17 protein-coding genes and 2 pseudogenes are annotated in these 17,289 nt (G+C 64.4%); 8 read left to right on the forward strand and 11 right to left on the reverse strand.

Annotated features, from left to right (window positions below; translation table 11 throughout):
* Positions 1-189: pseudogene (locus tag Q0S16_RS10800) on the reverse strand (MarR family transcriptional regulator); the annotation flags it as partial.
* Between the two features lie 153 nt (positions 190-342).
* Between Q0S16_RS10800 and Q0S16_RS10805 the strand changes: the two are divergent.
* Positions 343-831, forward strand: coding sequence for a transcriptional repressor (locus tag Q0S16_RS10805; protein WP_295848092.1), 489 nt, complete (start codon positions 343-345; stop codon positions 829-831).
* Positions 832-887: 56 nt separating this feature from the next.
* Positions 888-1,808: a DMT family transporter gene (locus Q0S16_RS10810; protein ID WP_295848033.1), complete on the forward strand. Its 921-nt coding sequence runs from the start codon at positions 888-890 to the stop codon at positions 1,806-1,808.
* Between the two features lie 19 nt (positions 1,809-1,827).
* Here Q0S16_RS10810 and Q0S16_RS10815 read toward each other — a convergent pair whose 3' ends face one another.
* Positions 1,828-2,880, reverse strand: coding sequence for an HD domain-containing phosphohydrolase (locus Q0S16_RS10815; RefSeq protein WP_295848035.1), 1,053 nt, complete (start codon positions 2,878-2,880; stop codon positions 1,828-1,830).
* A 642-nt stretch (positions 2,881-3,522) separates the two neighbouring features.
* Here Q0S16_RS10815 and ispG point away from each other — a divergent pair.
* Positions 3,523-4,818 carry a flavodoxin-dependent (E)-4-hydroxy-3-methylbut-2-enyl-diphosphate synthase gene (ispG, locus tag Q0S16_RS10820; protein WP_295848036.1) on the forward strand — a complete coding sequence of 432 codons (1,296 nt, stop codon included), beginning with the start codon at positions 3,523-3,525 and terminating at the stop codon, positions 4,816-4,818.
* Positions 4,819-4,839: 21 nt separating this feature from the next.
* Here ispG and Q0S16_RS26430 read toward each other — a convergent pair.
* The 6 genes and pseudogenes from Q0S16_RS26430 to Q0S16_RS10845 all read right to left on the reverse strand — a co-directional run.
* Positions 4,840-5,049 (reverse strand): annotated as a pseudogene (locus tag Q0S16_RS26430) (type II toxin-antitoxin system RelE/ParE family toxin); the annotation flags it as partial.
* 80 nt (positions 5,050-5,129) lie between these two features.
* Entirely contained in the window at positions 5,130-5,399 is a 270-nt protein-coding gene (locus Q0S16_RS10825; RefSeq protein ID WP_295848037.1) for a hypothetical protein, read from the reverse strand.
* 4 nt (positions 5,400-5,403) lie between these two features.
* Positions 5,404-6,246: a peptidoglycan-binding protein gene (locus Q0S16_RS10830; protein ID WP_295848039.1), complete on the reverse strand. Its 843-nt coding sequence runs from the start codon at positions 6,244-6,246 to the stop codon at positions 5,404-5,406.
* Positions 6,247-6,333: 87 nt separating this feature from the next.
* Entirely contained in the window at positions 6,334-7,941 is a 1,608-nt protein-coding gene (locus Q0S16_RS10835) for a Na+/H+ antiporter (RefSeq protein ID WP_295848043.1), read from the reverse strand.
* A 109-nt stretch (positions 7,942-8,050) separates the two neighbouring features.
* Complete coding sequence (locus Q0S16_RS10840; protein WP_295848045.1) at positions 8,051-8,740, reverse strand: DUF1345 domain-containing protein; 690 nt, start codon at positions 8,738-8,740, stop codon at positions 8,051-8,053.
* A gap of 2 nt (positions 8,741-8,742) precedes the next feature.
* The gene (locus Q0S16_RS10845) at positions 8,743-9,666 is read right to left on the reverse strand and encodes a farnesyl diphosphate synthase (RefSeq protein ID WP_295848046.1); all 924 of its coding nucleotides are present in this window, start codon (positions 9,664-9,666) and stop codon (positions 8,743-8,745) included.
* Between the two features lie 164 nt (positions 9,667-9,830).
* Between Q0S16_RS10845 and mtgA the strand changes: the two genes are divergently transcribed.
* The 3 genes from mtgA to Q0S16_RS10860 all read left to right on the forward strand — a co-directional run bounded on the left by mtgA (position 9,831) and on the right by Q0S16_RS10860 (position 11,905).
* Complete coding sequence (mtgA, locus tag Q0S16_RS10850; RefSeq protein ID WP_295848048.1) at positions 9,831-10,493, forward strand: monofunctional biosynthetic peptidoglycan transglycosylase; 663 nt, start codon at positions 9,831-9,833, stop codon at positions 10,491-10,493.
* A 302-nt stretch (positions 10,494-10,795) separates the two neighbouring features.
* On the forward strand, positions 10,796-10,981 hold the full coding sequence (gene rpmF / locus Q0S16_RS10855; RefSeq protein ID WP_295848050.1) for a 50S ribosomal protein L32: 186 nt from the start codon (positions 10,796-10,798) through the stop codon (positions 10,979-10,981).
* Positions 10,982-11,197: 216 nt separating this feature from the next.
* Positions 11,198-11,905, forward strand: coding sequence for a hypothetical protein (locus tag Q0S16_RS10860; RefSeq protein ID WP_295848053.1), 708 nt, complete (start codon positions 11,198-11,200; stop codon positions 11,903-11,905).
* Between the two features lie 65 nt (positions 11,906-11,970).
* On the opposite strand, the gene Q0S16_RS10865 is transcribed toward Q0S16_RS10860, so the two are convergent.
* The gene (locus Q0S16_RS10865; protein ID WP_295848056.1) at positions 11,971-12,288 is read right to left on the reverse strand and encodes a hypothetical protein; all 318 of its coding nucleotides are present in this window, start codon (positions 12,286-12,288) and stop codon (positions 11,971-11,973) included.
* A gap of 203 nt (positions 12,289-12,491) precedes the next feature.
* Between Q0S16_RS10865 and Q0S16_RS10870 the strand changes: the two genes are divergently transcribed.
* Positions 12,492-14,207, forward strand: a complete 1,716-nt coding sequence (locus tag Q0S16_RS10870; protein ID WP_295848059.1) for a bifunctional diguanylate cyclase/phosphodiesterase — start codon at positions 12,492-12,494, stop codon at positions 14,205-14,207.
* Between the two features lie 43 nt (positions 14,208-14,250).
* Here Q0S16_RS10870 and Q0S16_RS10875 read toward each other — a convergent pair whose 3' ends face one another.
* Together Q0S16_RS10875 and Q0S16_RS10880 are read right to left on the reverse strand one after the other, a co-directional pair.
* Complete coding sequence (locus tag Q0S16_RS10875) at positions 14,251-15,729, reverse strand: hypothetical protein (protein WP_295848060.1); 1,479 nt, start codon at positions 15,727-15,729, stop codon at positions 14,251-14,253.
* A gap of 398 nt (positions 15,730-16,127) precedes the next feature.
* Positions 16,128-16,784 carry a DnaJ domain-containing protein gene (locus Q0S16_RS10880; protein WP_295848062.1) on the reverse strand — a complete coding sequence of 219 codons (657 nt, stop codon included), beginning with the start codon at positions 16,782-16,784 and terminating at the stop codon, positions 16,128-16,130.
* Between the two features lie 120 nt (positions 16,785-16,904).
* On the opposite strand from Q0S16_RS10880, the gene Q0S16_RS10885 reads away from it, so the two are divergent.
* Positions 16,905-17,186, forward strand: a complete 282-nt coding sequence (locus Q0S16_RS10885; RefSeq protein WP_295848065.1) for a BolA family protein — start codon at positions 16,905-16,907, stop codon at positions 17,184-17,186.
* Positions 17,187-17,289 lie beyond the last annotated feature (103 nt).

A 17,289-nucleotide genomic window follows, 5' to 3' on the forward strand; every position in this document is an offset into this window, starting at 1 on the left:
GATCGGCTGGATTTCCATCATCTCGGCGATCTCGGCCTGTTTCATGCCTTCGGTACGCTCCAGCTTGGCCAGCACGCCCCATTGGGCGCGGGTCAGGCCCAGACGCCGCGCCTGCTTGTCAGCATAAAGCCGCAGCAGGCGCTGGGTCTCGAACAGGGCAAACAGGAAGTCGACATTGGAACCGGGCATGGTCACTCCGTGAGGATGCGATATAGTATACGTTGCTTATGATATCGATGTCATATCTTCTCGGGGCTGCTCTGCCGCGCCGGCATGGCTGGAAACATTGGCCGCGTGCGGATTTTCCGAGCGGAATCGGCGCGAAGGCATTAAATGTCAGTGATGAACCTGCCAAAGCCGATATTCCCCGCGCCGGGCCATGATCATGATCGCTGCACCGCGGACGCGATCCATCACGCGGAAACCGTCTGTGCCGGGCGTGCGCAGAAATTCACCCCGATCCGGCGCCATGTGCTGGGGGCGCTGCTGGCCAGCCACCGGCCGCTTGGCGCCTATGAGGTGATCGAGGAACTGGCCCGAACGATCGCGCGCCCGGCGCCGATCACAGTCTACCGGGCGCTGGATTTCCTGATGGAGAACGGCCTCGTGCACCGCATCGAGAGCCGCAACGCCTTCCTTGCCTGCGCCCATGACCATGGCACCTCGGCGATGGTCGCGTTCCTGATCTGCGACCGCTGCGGCTCGGTCGGCGAGGTGCCCGCCGCCCAGGTGGCGAAAAGCCTGAACGAGGCGGCGCGCACCACCGGCTTCGTTCCCAAACTGTCGGTGGTGGAAATTACCGGTACTTGCGCGCACTGCCAGCACGCCTGACGGCGGCGACGCCGCATCCTGACAACAACACGGCGACAAGCCGGATCCGAGGCCCGATGTCCGCACCTTCCGTCTCCACGGCCACCGGCGGGCGTCCGCTTACCCTCGGTGCGATCGCCCTGATGGTCATGCTCTGTGTCAGCTGGGGCTTCAACCAGATCGCCATCAAGATCGTGCTGCAGGAGATTCCGCCCTATCTGCAGGCCATGCTGCGCTCGTCCGGGGCGCTGGTGGTGATCCTGTGCATCGCCGCCATCCGCGGCACCCGGCTGTTCGAGCGCGACGGCACGCTATGGCCCGGGCTGATCTGCGGCGTACTGTTCGGCGTCGAATTCCTGCTGATCTTCTACGGCCTGCAATTCACCTCGGCGAGCCGCGCCGCGGTCTTCCTCTATACCGCGCCATTCTTTGTCGCGATCGGGTCCTACCAGTTTCTCGGCGAGCGGCTGCGGCTGCTGCAATGGATTGGCCTGGCGGTGAGTTTTGCCGGCGTCGCCTTTGCGATCGGCGTGCCGCAGCCGGATGTGGATGCCGCGGTGCTGACTGGCGACCTGATGATCGTGGTTGGTGCCATCCTGTGGGCCATGACCACTTTGGCGGTGAAGGGCACCACGCTGATCCGCTGCCCGCCGGAAAAGGCGCTGGGCTATCAGGTGGCGATGTCGATCCCGATCCTCGGGACCGCCGCGCTGTTCGCCGGCGAGACGATTCCCCGGCTTCCCGGCACCCTGACGCTGGCCTTGATGGCCTGGCAGGCGATCTGGGTGGTCGGCATGACGTTCATGATCTGGTTCAGCCTGGTGAAGGTCTATTCCACCAGCAAATTGTCAGCCTTCACCTTCCTGACCCCGCTGGTCGGCGTCGCCGGCGGCTATTTCATCCTGCACGACCCGTTGACGCCGACCTTCGGCGTGGCGGCGGTGCTGGTGATCGTCGGGCTGTATCTGGTGAACAAGCCGGTACCGAGGGTGGCGTAGTTCCAGCATTTCGAATGCGCTATCGATTCATTGCCACTTCCGCGAATGCCTTGACCAGCGGGACTTCCAGCTTGCCGTGCATGTCGAGGATGATGTCATAGGCCTTCTCCCGCGACATTGGCGGCTTGTAGCTGCGGGCCTCGATCAGCGCCGCGAAAATATCCGAGATGGTAAGGATGCGGACGATGTCCGGGATTTCGCTGGCACCGAGACCATCGGGGTAGCCGCTGCCATCGAGATATTCATGATGGTGCCGCACGCAGTCCAGCACTTCGGGCGAGATACCGGCCGTCTGCTTCAGATAGTCATAGCCGGCCACGGGATGGGTTTCGATCAGCAGCCGTTCGTCGCGGTCGAGCTTGCCTGGCTTGTTGAGCAGCTTGGCCGGGATCGCCGCCTTGCCGATATCGTGAAACATCGCGGCCGAATACAGGCGCTGAACGTCGGCCTTGGCCAGGCCGAGGTGAAGGGCGAAATCGACCGCGACGCCGGTCACCAGCAGGCAATGCTGATAGGTGCCCTCGTGATGTTGCCGCACCGTATCGAGCCAGCTGGTGAGTCCGTCTTCGGCGACATTGTCGGCCATCTTGCCGGCGGCGATCATCGCCGCCACCGTGTCGATCGGCCGGCCGGCCAGAACCGCCGAGAACATTGATTGCATGGCTTCCGCCCCCGCCGAGGCGGCTCCGCGGGTGCCTTCCCACGGGCCATTGTCTGGCAGCGCTTCGGGTTCCGCGCCGATCAGGGCGCCGTAGAGTTCATTCTCCCGGACCGGACTGAACAGCACCTTGGTGGCGCCGAGAGCGTAGGCCTGAACCACGAACAAGCGGGCCGTCTGTTCGAGAATGAAAATCCGCTTGCAGGGCGCCTTGGTCTTGCCAAACCGCTGTTTCAGCGCCGCGATGTTGTCGGTGACGCGGAGATCGGCGGCGACGACGACGGTGTCGAGCCGGGCATTCTGCAGCGCGCGATCGAGCAATGTCGCGGTGACTGAAAATTTCTTTTCCAGCATCAGCCGCAGCGGGTCGAGCTTGCGACTGCTGTCCGCGATAATATGAACTGCATCCGACATTTTAACGTCCGCTCTCCCGTCGGCATGAATGCAAGGCGCCAAAAACGAGGCCCGTGCAAAGGCCTGTGAATGACGAAAGTAAAAACTGGGCGATAACGCGCACGCCCCTGTTCAGGCGGGGGCGCCGATTTGGTCCGGGTTTGAAAGTCTGGAACGGCTTGCGCTATGCTGGACGAAGCCAGCTGATGCGGTTGGTGAAAAATGAATTCGTGAATAATTATGCGGTCGAGATCGGTAGCGAAGTTCGGCACAAAATTGCACCGGGTCATGTAGAAAGAAATACCACCTTGGCCTTAAAAGTTTCGTAAACGGAAGCCGCGCATTTGATCGGGCTTCGCCGCGATGGGACTTGCCACCGGCCGCGATCGCGGAACCTGGCGTTGTTGCCCTTTTTCTGAACGATTCAGGACCTATCTGCCGGTCAGGGCCGGCGGACGATGCCATCAAATTGCCTGGCGGGGTCGGTCAGGCTCTCGCTAACGTGCTGAAAATGCGATAGATTAGACCTAAGGCGCAATGGGGCAGGGGCGCCGCTGAAGTCCTGGCCATCGCCGTCCACCGATCGATATCTCTACAACCGTGCCAAACCAGCACTGATTGATTCATTGCTGACTGTCACCCAAACCTGATATTCGAGACCCCATGAACATGCTTGAAAAACCGCCGCAATCCGATGTCGCCGGCCCGATGGCCCGGCATCGCAGCACCCAGGTCATGGTCGGTAACGTCGCCGTGGGCGGCGGTGCGCCGATCGTCGTGCAGTCGATGACCAACACCGACACCGCTGACATCCAGGGCACCATCGAACAGGTCGCGGCGCTGTCGCGCGCGGGTTCGGAAATGGTCCGGATCACGGTCGATCGCGACGAGGCCGCCGCTGCCGTGCCCTACATCCGCGACGAGCTGCGCAAGCGCGGCATCACCACGCCGTTGATCGGCGATTTCCACTATATCGGCCACAAGCTGCTCGCCGACCATCCGGCCTGCGCCGAGGCGCTCGACAAGTACCGCATCAATCCCGGCAATGTCGGTTTCAAGGCCAAGCGGGATACCCAGTTCACCGACATCGTCGAGATGGCGCTGAAGTATAACAAGACGGTCCGGATCGGCGCCAATTGGGGCTCGCTCGATCAGGAACTTCTCACCAAGCTGATGGACGAGAACGCGCTGCTGGCTTCGCCGCGCGATGTCCGCGCCGTGACCCGCGAGGCGATGGTGCAGTCGGCTTTGCTATCGGCCGCCCGTGCCGAAGAGATCGGCCTGCCGAAGAACCGCATGATCCTGTCCGCCAAGGTGTCAGCGGTGCAGGACCTGATCGCGGTGTACCAGACGCTGGCGGAGCGCTCCGACTACGCCATCCATCTCGGCCTCACCGAAGCCGGCATGGGCTCCAAGGGCATCGTGGCGTCCTCGGCGGCGCTCGGCATCCTGCTGCAGCAGGGCATCGGCGACACGATCCGCATTTCGTTGACCCCCGAGCCCGGCGGCGACCGCACCACCGAGGTCCAGGTCGCGCAGGAATTGCTGCAGACCATGGGTTTCCGCACCTTCGTGCCGCTGGTCGCGGCATGTCCGGGCTGCGGCCGCACCACCTCGACCACGTTCCAGGAACTGGCGCGCTCGATCCAGGACTTCATCCGCGTCGAGATGCCTGGCTGGAAGACCACCTATCCGGGCGTGGAAGCGCTGAACGTCGCCATCATGGGCTGTATTGTCAACGGTCCCGGCGAATCCAAGCACGCCGATATCGGCATCTCGCTGCCCGGCACCGGCGAAACCCCGGCGGCGCCGGTATTCGTCGACGGCAAGAAATTCCGCACCCTGCGCGGCCCCAACATCGCCGGCGACTTCAAGGCGATGGTGATTGACTATATCGACCACCGCTACGGGTCCGGCGCGGCGCTGCCGGCGCAGGTCGGCGCCGACGCGGCGGAGTAATCGTTCGGCGCGCCGGCAGGGCTAATCTTCTGCCGGCGATGGCTTTCTGGCCGTGTGATAAACGTTCACAATAAGTACTTCGTCATCCGATCGGTTGATCGTGCACAAGATGACGTAAGGGTAGTTTACGACGGCCAGGCGGCGGATTTCTGAAACGTCCGATTTTATGCCGGCCGACGGATAGTCCCGTAGAAATCTTGCTCGCCGAAGAATCCGCTGTGCGACGGATCGGGCTGATGCCGGGCTGTGTTACAGTAGGCAAACGAAGATTTCCTCAAGCTCGCGGGTCGCGATTTCCGACCAGCGCAACTTCATGGAAAATAGCGGTTGAACAACGCTGTGACTTCCTCGTCGCTGACAATCCGGCCAGCCTGGATATCGGCTAGTCCGAGATTGACCGCCTCACGCTCTTCATCGGCGAGCCGATGGACCCCGCCATGCCGGGATTCGATCTCGATAATCGAACGGACCAGCTCTTGCTGGGCCTGTTCCGACCATGTCGAAACCTGTTCCAGCAGTTCTGCCAGTGCTTGTTTTGTCATCTCATCATCGTAGCAGATTGTCAGCTCCGGCGCATCCATGGGCCTATGCCAGCGCGGCCTCGATCGCGGCCAGCGTCGCCGGATCGGCGCGGCCATCGACCTCGAGACCGTGCGACGCCTGAAACGCCTTCAGCGCCGCGACCGTCAGCGGCCCGAACGAGCCGTCGGCGACCAAGGTTGGTTCGGCGCCCAAGATGTTGAGCGAGTGCTGGATCCATGTGGTGCCGTGCACGACCGGCGAGCTGGCGCCGAGCACCCGCTTCCATTTTCCCAGCCAGGTGGTGCGTTCGGAAAGGCCGGTGAGACCGCCATTGAGATGGTAGGTCACGCCGCTGACGTCGTCCTGTCTGGCAAACGGCAGACAGCCGCACAGGATGAAATCCGCCACGCCGCTTTCAAGCGCTTCGGTACTCGAATTCACCAGGTCCGGATTAGCGATCAGGTTTAGACCCAGTTTGGCGCCCAGATCCCGATAGCCATTGCGGCCGGTGACCTGACTGAGCCCGCGGCCGATGAAGGTCGATCCGTCATGGGTCCCTGGCCGGTTCCCCATGCGGTGGCCATAGACATTATCGATCAGCTTGATGGGAAATTCCGGATCGCCGGCGAAGGACTGCACCTGTCGATAGCAATCGGCGGGGTCGCGGAAACGGCGGGGCCAGACCTGGCAGGCGCGCGCGGCGGTGTAATGGATATTCTCCGTCATCTCCAGCCCGGCGCCGCATTCATGACTGAACTGCGCCATCGCGTGCGCGATCACGAGGTCCGAATCCAGCCCGTATTTGTTGAACACCGTGGCCGATGCGCTGGCGATTCCTCGCAGCAGGCCGGGGATTTTCGCATCCCCGTGGGGCCACATTTCCTGCATGATTTCGAATGTCAGCATCGGGACCTCAACACCTGTCAAAAGTGCCGAATATTCCCGTTATGGTTGTGTCGTCAATGAGTATTCATCAGGGTTGTTTTTAGCGCACTACAGCGGCAGCGCCCGATATTCGCGGTTGGCGATGCTGGCCTCTTCCAGATCCAGGTCGCGCTCGATCCGGCGGCGGCTTTCGTCGGTGATCTTGCCGTCGCGCAACTGGCTGTGAATGAATTTTCGCTCGGCGGCGATCAACTCGCGTACCAGCTCGGTGCCCAGTGCCGAGGCTCCCTCATCGTCCGGCCTCAGCCCTTCCGGCAGTTGCCCGGAGCGGGTCTCGTGTCGCGCCCGCAGCAGTTTCAGCACTTCATCGGAAAGTTCGCGGTCGTCGGTCATGGCGTCGAGCGAGCGCAGCGCCGCGTCCAGCGCTTCGCGGCGCGCCTCGATTTCCGCCTCGTGCTCGGCGACGTGCTCGTCGCGTCCCTGCTTGCCCATGCCGAGCCATCGCACCACCAGCGGCAGGCCGAGGCCGAAGCCGACCAGGGTGACCAGGATGACATTGAAACTGACGAACAGGATCAGGTCGCGCGCCGGAAAGCCTTCGCCGGAGGGCAGCGTGAATGGCAGCGCCAATGCCGCGGCCAGCGACACCGCGCCGCGCACACCGGTGAAGGCCACCAAGAAGGTCCAGCGCCAGTTTGGCGCCGGGTCGCGTTTTTTCAGCGATTGGCTGAACAGCCGCGGCAGATAGATCGCGGGATACACCCAGGCGAAGCGCGCGACGACGATCACGGCGATCACCAGCGCCGAGGCCAGTACGATGTCGTTCAGCGGGAACGCCTTGGACTTCTCGATCAGCAGCCGCATCTGGAAGCCGGTCAGCAGGAACAGCAGGCCCTCGATCAGATAGATGACGAGGTCCCAGAAGAAGATGCCCTGCAGCCGCGTCGCCGCCGAGATCAGCAGCGGCCCGTTCCAGCTGATGTAGAGCCCGCAGGCCACGGTGGCGATGACGCCGGAGCCACCGAAATGCTCGGGGATCAGATAGGCGATGTAGGGCGTCAGCAGCGACAGCGTGATCTCGACCCGCGGATCACGGGCGCGGTGCCGCAGCCGCAGGCTGAGCCAGCCGATCAGCAGACCGAACGCCAGCTCGCAGATCAGGATGGCGGCGAAGGTGCCGGCGGCGGTGGGCAGCGACAGCGATCCGGTCGAGATCGCCACCACGGCGAAGCGGTACAGGATCAGCGTGGTGGCGTCGTTGGCGAGGCCCTCGCCTTCGAGCACCACCAGCATGCGGCGCGGCAGTCCGAGTTTCCGTGCTACCGCCAGTGGCGCCACCACGTCGGGCGGCGCGACGATGGCACCGAGCAGGAAGCCGACGCCCCAGGGCAGGCCGATCAGGAGATGCGTCGCGGTGGCGACGGCGCAGGCGGTGAAGATCACGCAGCCGATCGCCAGCAGCGAGATCAGCCGCAGGCTGGCGCGAAACTCACGCCAGCTCATCGCCACCGAGGCGGAATAGATCAGCGGCGGCAGCACGCCGAGCAGCACCGCGTCCGGTGGCAGTTCGATCGGCGGCATGCCCGGCACATAGGCCAGCGCGATGCCGGCCAGCAATGCGAGGATCGCCTGGGCGATATTCAGCCGTCGCGCCAGGTAGGTAGTGGCGGCGAGCGCTGCGATCAGCACGAGAAAGATCGGGAATAGGGCTTCCACGCGTCGGATATCCTGTGAGCGCCCAATTTGCCCGTCACGCCGACGAGGTCAATACGGAGGGCACTTCCCCGCTCCCGGCTTCGCCGCGCTGGGGGAGAGGGGGAAAAATTCAGATCGCGCTGGCTGCGATATTCACCATCAGCGCCACCAAAGCGGTGTTGAACAGGAACGAGACGATGCCATGCGCGGTGGCGATGCGGCGGATGGTCTTGTCGGTGATGCCGACATCGGAGACCTGCGCGGTCATGCCGATGATGAAGGAGAAGTACACGAAGTCCCAGTAGTCCGGCTGCTCCGGCGTGTCGCCGGCCGGAAAGGCAAGGCCGCCCGGCTTGTCGCCGCGGTAGAATTCATGGGCGTAATGCAGCGCGAAGGTGGTGTGCACGGCGGCCCATGACAGCGTGATGGTGGCCACCGCCAGCGCCAGTTCCGGCGGGGTGTGCTTGCCGGCACCGAGTTCGAACACGATAGCCGCGATGCTCGCGAAGGCGCCGAGGGCGGCGACCAGCAGGATGATGATGCTGCCATCGTCCTGCAGGATGGCGTTGCGGCGGATGTGGGCGAGGCCGCAGCGCGCCATCATCGTATAGACCAGCAGCAAATAGACCGTAATGAAGGCGTCCCAGCCGAGCAGCAGCCGGGTCACCAGCCGCAGCGAATCCGGCAGCAGCAGGAACGCCACGACGCCGAGGCCGATGGCGAGAAAGGTGCGCGGCCGGGCATAGACGATGCGCACCGGTGCCGGCAGCTTCTCGAACCGGGCAATGAGTTCGGCGAGCTCCTTGCCGGCGGTCGGCACGGTCAGTTCTTGCGTTCGGCGACGAAGCGCGCCGCGGCGCGCAACACGTCGCCCTTGGCGCCGAAGATCGACAGCGCGGCGTCGGCGGTGCCGATCAGGTCGCTGACGCGCTGCTTGGCGCCGGCGAGACCCAGCTGGGTGACAAAGGTGGTCTTGCCGAGCGCGGCATCGGCGCCGGCCGGCTTGCCCAATGATGCGGCATCGCCTTCGACGTCGAGCAGATCGTCGGCGATCTGGAACGCCTCGCCGAGCGCGCGGCCGTAATCGTCGAGCGCTCTGTACTGGTCGGGGGAGGCCTGGCCGAGCAGCGCGCCGGCGATGCAGCCGAAGCGCAGCAGGGCGCCGGTCTTCATCTGTTGCAGGCGGGCCACATCGACCGGCTCGCGGTCGCCAAACCGGCCTTCACCAGCGAGGTCGAGCATCTGGCCGCCGACCATGCCGCCGATGCCGGAGGCGCGGGCCAGCGCGCGGGTCAGCAACAGCCGGACATTGGGATCCTGATGGATCTCGTCGCGCGTAATGATGTCGAAGGCCAGAGTGAGCAACGCGTCACCGGCGAGGATCGCGGTGGCGTCGTCGGTGGCCTTGTGCAGGGTGGGGCGGCCGCGGCGCAGGTCGCTATCGTCCATCGCCGGCAGGTCGTCATGGATCAGGGAATAACAGTGGATGCATTCCAGCGCCGCCCCCGCCAGCAGCGCCGCGTCGCGCGACACGCCGAATACCGCCGCGCTCTCGACCACCAGAAACGGCCGCAGCCGCTTGCCGCCGCCGAGGCTGGAATAGCGCATCGCCTCCATCAGCCGCTTCGGGCGTGCAATTTCGTCGGCCAGCAGGCCGTCGCCGAGCAGGTGGCCAAGCACGGCCTCGGTGTCGTCGGCGGTCTGGTCGAGGCGGGCAGCGAAATCGGTAGCGGCACGGGTCGTCATTCAGAATAGCTCCAGATCAATTCGGCCGGACAATCCTCCATGGCAAAGGCCACGTCAATTCCGGGGGATGGATCGCGCGATCATCCGTGCGGCAACCTTAACCGCCTTGAAAACGGCCGGGAAACCCTTCTTTATCAGCGGCATAGCTCTAACGGGAATTCGCCTTGCGCCTCGCCCGCCGTCTGCTGCTGATCATCGTGCTGGTTCTGCTGCTGCCCTATGGGCTGGCGCCGCTATACAGCGTCGGCCACCCGGTGTCGTCGCTGATGGCCTGGCGCTGGCTCACCGGCCGGCCGGTGGAGCGGCAATGGCTCGATCTGGCGGCGATGGCACCGACGTTGCCAAGCAGCGTGGTCGGCGCCGAGGACGCGAAATTCTGCGGCCATAATGGCATCGACTGGAATTCGCTGCAGAATGCCATCGAGGATGCCCAGGACGGCGAAGTGACCGGCGGCGGCTCCACCATCACCCAGCAGGTCGCGAAAAACCTGTTCCTGTGGCCGGGCCGCAGCGTGGTCCGCAAGGGCCTCGAGATCCCGCTGGCGCTGTGGATCGACCTGGTGCTGGGCAAGGCGCGGGTGCTGGAAATCTACCTCAACATCGCCGAGATGGGCCCGTCCGGCCAGTTCGGCGCCGAATCCGCCGCCCGCTACGCCTTCGGCCGCTCGGCCGCGAACCTGTCACCCCGCGACGCGGCGCTGCTGGCGTCGGTGTTGCCCAATCCGGTCACCCGCAGCGCCCGCAATCCCGGCCCCGGCGTGCGGCGACTGGCGGCCACCTACATGGCGCGGGCGCAGGCGGCGGAGCTGCAGCGCTGCTGGGGCTAGTGGTGTCATTCCGGGGCGCGGGCGGCGCCAGCCGAGCGCGAACCCCCGCCACTCCAATTGGAGTGGCGGGCAATCCCGAAATGTTAAAAACACTTCGAGGTTCCGGGTTCGCTCGCAGCTGGCGCTGCTCCCGCCCCGGAACGACAATGTGGTGCATTTTCCCCATCCGCCGCCCTAGCCATCCCGTCCTCATTCCGTTATAGACACCGCCTAATCGACGATTTTGCCCGCGTCCCTGGCGCCGGGCCGTCCGTTCGCGGATGCCGATCGAACCATTCTGACATCACTGCAAGGACCTTCCCATGGCCGTTCCCAGAAGAAAAACATCGCCGTCGCGGCGTGGCATGCGTCGTTCGGCTGACGCGCTGAAGACCCCGACCTATGCGGAAGACAAGGATTCCGGCGAATTGCGCCGCCCGCACCACCTCGACATGAAGACCGGCATGTACAAAGGCCGCCAGGTTCTGAAGATCAAGAAAGAATCCTGATCGCTGAATGACGGGCCGCGCCGCGCAAGCAGCGCTGCCCTTCATTCCAGGCACGGATCAGGCCGAGCAGGTCGAAGTGCCATCGGGCGGATACAGTATGACTGTACTTCCGCCCGAATTTCGCTCCAACTCTGGGGCTAAGCGCTGTGTCGAGGCGATGCGCATACGCGTGGCCTGATGGCGCATTGACTATCCTGCTTGCAAAGAAGGCCCCCGATGGCGTTTCCGCTGCTGCTGATTCCGCTGGCGATATGCAATATCATTGCCTTCCTGATGCCCGATTTGTCGCTGTCCGGGCAGATTCCACTGTTCTCCATCCCGCTGATGTCGAAAGACCTCTGGACGGTGACGCTGAACGATGTGCTGGTCGCGCTCGGCATCATGCTGCTGCTGCTTGAGGTGACGCGCGCCGCGCGCCCGGCGGCGAAATATTTCGTCGATCATCTCCTGTCGCTGCTGGTGTTCGGCGCCGCCGCCGCCGAATTCGTGATGCTGCCGAAATTTGGCAACTCGACCTTCTTCCTGATCACGCTGATCGCGATGGTGGATTTCTTCGCCGGCATCTCGCTGCGTGCCCGCCGTCCACGCCGGGTTGTGGCGACCGCCCCGGCGCCAGTGCCCGAACCGGTGCATGTTGAACCCGCGCCGCGTTACGAGCCATCTCCCGCGCCAACTCCGGCCGCGATCTCGGTCGCCGAGGCCGTGCTGCTCGAGTCGTCCGATCCCAAAATTGAAGCCAAGACACAGCCGAAGATCGAGCCGGAAGTCGAACCGAAGCCCGAGGCCGTCGTCGATCCGGTGGTCGAGCCGAAGCCGGTGGCGCCGGAAGTCGTCGCTCACACCTCGCCGCAGATCAACTCGCCGGGTTTGCAGCCCGGCGACGGCTCGCACCCGTCCAGCGACGTGCCGCCGGTAACGCGCTGAGCGAAACCCCGCGAACCTCTCGAACCAGCCGCTGTTTCTAATCTTCCCGCCGCGAAGAATGGCGTTCAGGCCATCCGCCGGACGATTGAAGTCGGCGTTAGCGCATTCCGTTCGATCACCGTCCGATAGGCTGTTTCCACGTCGGCGATGGCGGCGCGGCGCAGCGTGCGGGTCTGCGGGCTCTGGTCGGCGGTGGCGAGCAGATGGGTGATAAAGGCCGCGTCCGGGCGCGACAGGCTGGACGACACCGGCGCCGTGCGCCGCGGCGGCGACACCGGCACCAGTCCGGCGGAGTCGGTGGCGCGGAGGATTGTCGCGGCATCGCCCGCGCGCCGCATCGGGTGCGGGGCGGTGGCGCTGCGTCCAGTATCGATAATCCGCATGGTGCGTCTCATTTCGGGACAATGTTGCTCCCCCGACATTGTATTCGCAAGGACCGTGCCTGGCCCTCCACAGCTACCCCGTTACAGCCCGCATTGCCCGGCGATGGTTTCTCAAAATCTTTAGTAACTTTCGGTAGTGTGAACAGCGAAGACCGCCATATCCTGACATTTGCGAATCCCCGGCTTCCCAAAACGAGGCAATCTTGATCCCCGCTTTTCCCCCGACCGCCTCATCCGACCACGACCTGCCACGGGCTGGAGCCATCCTGGCGGCGCTGGGACAGGCGGCGTTCGTCTGGGACATCGCCTCCGACATCATTCATTGGAGCGGGCAGGCCGCGGAGGTCTTTACCGACATCGCATCTGAGGCGCTGGCCAGCGGCGCCGAGCTCGCCAAATTGATCGAACCGCGGCGTTCCGTCCGCACCGAGGCGCTTAGTCTGGCGCTGGCAACGGGCGGCGCCTCCTATCGCATTGAATATGGCGTGCGCGCCAACACCACCGCGGCGGTGCTGTGGATCGAGGAGAGCGGCAACTGCGTCGCCGGCGCCGATGGCAAGCCGCTGCGGGTCCAGGGCATTGTTCGCGTCAACAATGAGCGCCATGCCCGCGAACAGCAATTGCTCAAGCTGTCGCAGCACGATCCGATCACCGGCGAACTCAACCGCACCCATCTGATGGCCTCGCTCGCCGAGGCGATCGAGGAGGCCACCCGGTTCCGATCGACCTTTGTGTTCATGCTGGTCGGCATCGACCATCTCGCCCGCATCAATGATGCGTTCGGCTTCGATGTCGCCGACGAGGTGATCGGCGAGATCGCCAAGCGGATCCGGCTGCGGCTGCGCGGCGGCGATGTGCTCGGGCGGTTCTCCGGCAACAAGTTCGGCCTGATCCTGAAAAACTGCAGCGTCGACGACGCTAACATCGCCGCCGAGCGGTTTCTGGAGGGCATTCGCGACGACGTGATCCCGACCGCATCCGGCCCGGTCTCGGTGACGGCGTCGATCGGCGCGGTCAGCGTGCCGCGCTATGCCCGCGACGTCGGCGAGGCGATCAACCGCGCCCAGGAGACGTTGTCCACCGCCAAGCACCGCCGCCACGGCAGCTATTCGATGTGGCGGCCGAATGTCGAGCGCGAGGCGCAGCGTCGCGTCAACATCCGCGTCACCGACGAGATCGTCACCGCGCTGAACGAGCGCCGCATCGTGATGGCCTTCGAACCGGTGGTGAATGCCGTCGGTCGCGATCCGGCGTTCTATGAATGCCTGGTGCGGATGAAGCAGGATGACGGCGAACTGCTGCTGGCGCCGGATATCGTCCCGGTGGCCGAGCGGCTCGGGCTGATCCGGCTGGTCGATCACCGCGTGCTGGAGCTGGTCGTCGCCGAACTGGCGGCGTCGCCGGGCGTCCAGCTCAGCCTCAACATTTCGCCGGATACCACGATGGATCCGGACTGGTGGGCCTCGATCGAATCGATGATGCGCGCGCATCCCGGCGTCGCCGAACGGCTGATCATCGAGATCACCGAGACGGTGGCGATCCAGGACCTCGACGATGTCCGCGGTTTCGTCACCCGGGTGAAGAATTTCGGCGGCCGCATCGCGATCGACGATTTCGGCGCCGGCTACACCTCGTTCCGCAATCTGCGCAAACTCGGCGTTGATATCGTCAAGATCGATGGCGCCTTCGTGCAGAACATCGCGCGCTCCGCCGACGACCGCGCCTTCGTGCAGACGCTGATCGATCTCAGCCGGCGGCTGGGCATCAAGACGGTGGCGGAATGGGTGCAGGACGACGAATCGGCGGCCATTCTGCGCGACTGGGGCTGCGATTACATCCAGGGCCGGCTGACCGGCCTCGCCTCGCCGGCGCGGCCATGGCTGGATGGTTCGGGCGTCAGCCTCCCGGCGCGGGGCTGATCACGCGCGACGGCGATCGCCCGGGGGCGATAGCTGCGATCGCCTATCTGGTGGCGGAAAACCGGCTGTCGAAGGAATTGGCGGGGACCACGGCGGCGGCGCCGGCCAGCGAACCACCACCGGACGATATCGGCTGGTCGGCTGCGACGGTCGGCTTCAGCGGCGGGCGCGGGGCAGCGGTCGCGACTTTGGAATCAGCCGGCGTCGGCACCTGTCGAGGCGTGCCGGCAACCATCGGACGTGCCGGCTCCGCCGGCCTGCCGGGCTTGGCCACTTTCGGCTTTGCCGCGACCGGCGCGGGCGCCGATGTGACGGCGGTGGTTTCCGCGGAATTACCGATCCCGACCTTCTTGGCCAGGCTGCTGAAAAATCCGCCCTCCGAGGATACCGAGGCTACCCGGGTCTCCGGGCTGGCGGCGACCGTCGGCTCATCCGGGGCGGCGAACAGCGACGCCGAGCTTGGCGCGAGGTTCGGTTTCGGCGGATTGACGTGCGGCGGAATGGTGCCCGGCGCGCGCGCCATCGCCACGCTCTGCAGGCCCGGCGCTTCCGAATCCGACAGGCCGGTCGAGCCGTCCGGCAGCTTCGAGGCAAAGATCTTGTTCATGCCGCCGTCGATATCGGGACGGCGCATCGCCACCGGGGTCCCCTTGGCGATCAGCTCATTGGTGCGGGCCTCGTCCTGCTGCTGCTTGGCGGCGACGGCGTCGGCGATCTCCGACGGCACCGAATAGGCCGGGCATTTGGCGGCGGCATTGAACACCAGCGGCTTGGTCGAGCCGGCCGGCGCGGCCGGGTCGAACACGTATTTCTGTTCACAGAATTCGACCTTCGGCTCCTGCTTCGTCACCTCGAAATGATCATAGCCCTGCTTGATCATCTTCCAGAACGGCATGTTCGGATTGTTGCGGTGCCTGGCCATGTTGACCGGCGTCATCTTGAACGGGAACGCCGCGAACTGGAACGAGCGCTGGCCGCCGAAGAAGGATTCGCGACCCAGCGAATAGATCTCGGCGATCTGCTCGTCGGTCATCGCGTAGCAGCCGCGCGACGAGCAATCGCCATGCACCATCAGCTCGGAGCCGGTGCGTCCCAGCGACTTGTCGAAGGCGTTGGGGAAGCCGGTGTTGAACGACAAATAATAGGCCGAGCGCGGATTCATCTGCGCCGGCGAGATCGCGTAAAAACCCTCCGGCGCCTGGCGGTCGCCTTCCTTGACCTTGGGGCCGAGGTCGCCCGACCAGCGGCAGATCGGATAGGTCTTGAGCAGCGCGAACTGGCCGGAACGGGTCTGTTTCCAGACCTCGAGTTCGGCCTCCTGCTTGAACAGCCGCACCAGCATCGGCGACTGCAGGTCCATGTCCTTTTCCTGCATCTCGGCGATTAGCCGGGCCGGCACCGGCTGGTTGGCCTTGGCATTATTCGCGAGCGAGATTTCGTCGGTGTTGCATCCGGCCAGTGCGAGGCCCGCGGCCAGCACAGCCGAGGTGACAAGCACACGAACGATCGAGCGATTGATCAAAGCGAAGCTCCGCAGCCGATGGGCGTTTGCACACCCCAAAACACCATCACGCCCAGGCCGTGGACGCAGATTATTCCCGAGGCCCCGGGCCCGCAAGCCAGTCGGGCCGCGGGGTTCCCGAACCCTTGGCACCGTGTGGTTAAACCGCCGGGAGGGGGCCGAATTACGGCCGAAACGGGGAAGAGGCGAAATAAAGGCAGCGGCAATGCCGACATGTTTAATCAAATGATAGCGATGCGGGGCCGGTCTGTCCTCGTCATGGCGAGGAGCCGTCGCGGCGAGGCAATCCAGTCTTCGCTTGTGTCATGGATTGCCGCGCCGCTGAGTTGTCATCGGGCCGGCGCAGCCGGACCCGTGGGATCCTCGCCATGACGGCGGAGGGCGCTTTCAGCCCAGCCTCAGGAGCCGCGAACCACCGTCTTCAGGTAGTTGTACGCCTTGATGATCTCGATCAGCCGGTCCTCGGTGGAGCGGTCGCCGCCATTGGCGTCGGGATGGTGCTGCTTGACCAGCGCCTTGTAGGTCGACTTCACGGTTTCCAGCGTGGCGTCGGGGCCAAGGCCCATGACCTGCAGCGCCTTGCGTTCGGCGTTGAAGATCTTTCGCGTCTCGACCTTCGGTGCCTGCGCCTTGGCGCCCGGACCAGGTCGCCAGCGGTTGCGGCCATTGAGCTCGGAGAACATCGCGAACGGATCGGCGGCGCCTTCGAGGTCGGCTTCCGGGCTGGTGCCTTTGCCCTTGCTGCCATTGGCGCCCATCTTCCAGGTCGGACGATGGCCGGTCAGCGCGTCCTTCTGGTACTTCGCCACCGCGTCCAGCGTCATGCCGGAGAAGAAATTATACGACTGGTTGTATTCGCGGACGTGGTTCAGGCAGAAATGCCAGTATTCCTTGTCATTCGCACGGCCCTTGGGGGCGCGGTGCGGACCCTTGTTCTTGCACTCCGGCCATTCGCACATCGCCGCTTCTTCTTTGGCGGCGGCCTGCTGCTTGGCGCTCAGCTTGTTGGGCTTGATGCGGATGGAGTCGAAGAATTTGGATGAGTCGATGGCCATGGCTGACTATGACAACGCAATGCGAAAAGCTTCAAGTCTTGACATTCGGATTATGGATCCTCGCTGCGCCGCATGGCCGGCAATTGACGATTGTGGGCCGTAAACGTTAAGCCTGTAAGCATGACAGTCAAAGACATCATTGCTGAAAAGCTGCACGCCGCCTTCGCGCCGGACCGCCTCGACGTCACCGACGAGTCGCATCTGCACGCTGGCCACATGGGGCATCGGCCCGAGGGCGAAACCCATTTCCGGGTTCATATCGTGTCGCAAGCGTTCGAAGGGAAGAGCCGGATCGACCGCCACCGCATGATCAACGCCACTTTGGCCGCGGAACTCGCGGGCTCCGTTCACGCGCTGGCGCTGAAGGCGCTGACCACGGCGGAAGCCAACAAAACGCACTGACCTGTCCCGGACGCGGTGCGGCGCGAAGTGCCGCTCCGCGGATCCGGGACCCTACCAAGTGCTGAGTTTCGTGGCGGTCCCGGCTCCGCGGAGCACTACGCCT

Source organism: Tardiphaga sp. (assembly GCF_025356345.1).
In the GTDB taxonomy this organism is placed as follows: Bacteria; Pseudomonadota; Alphaproteobacteria; order Rhizobiales; family Xanthobacteraceae; genus Tardiphaga.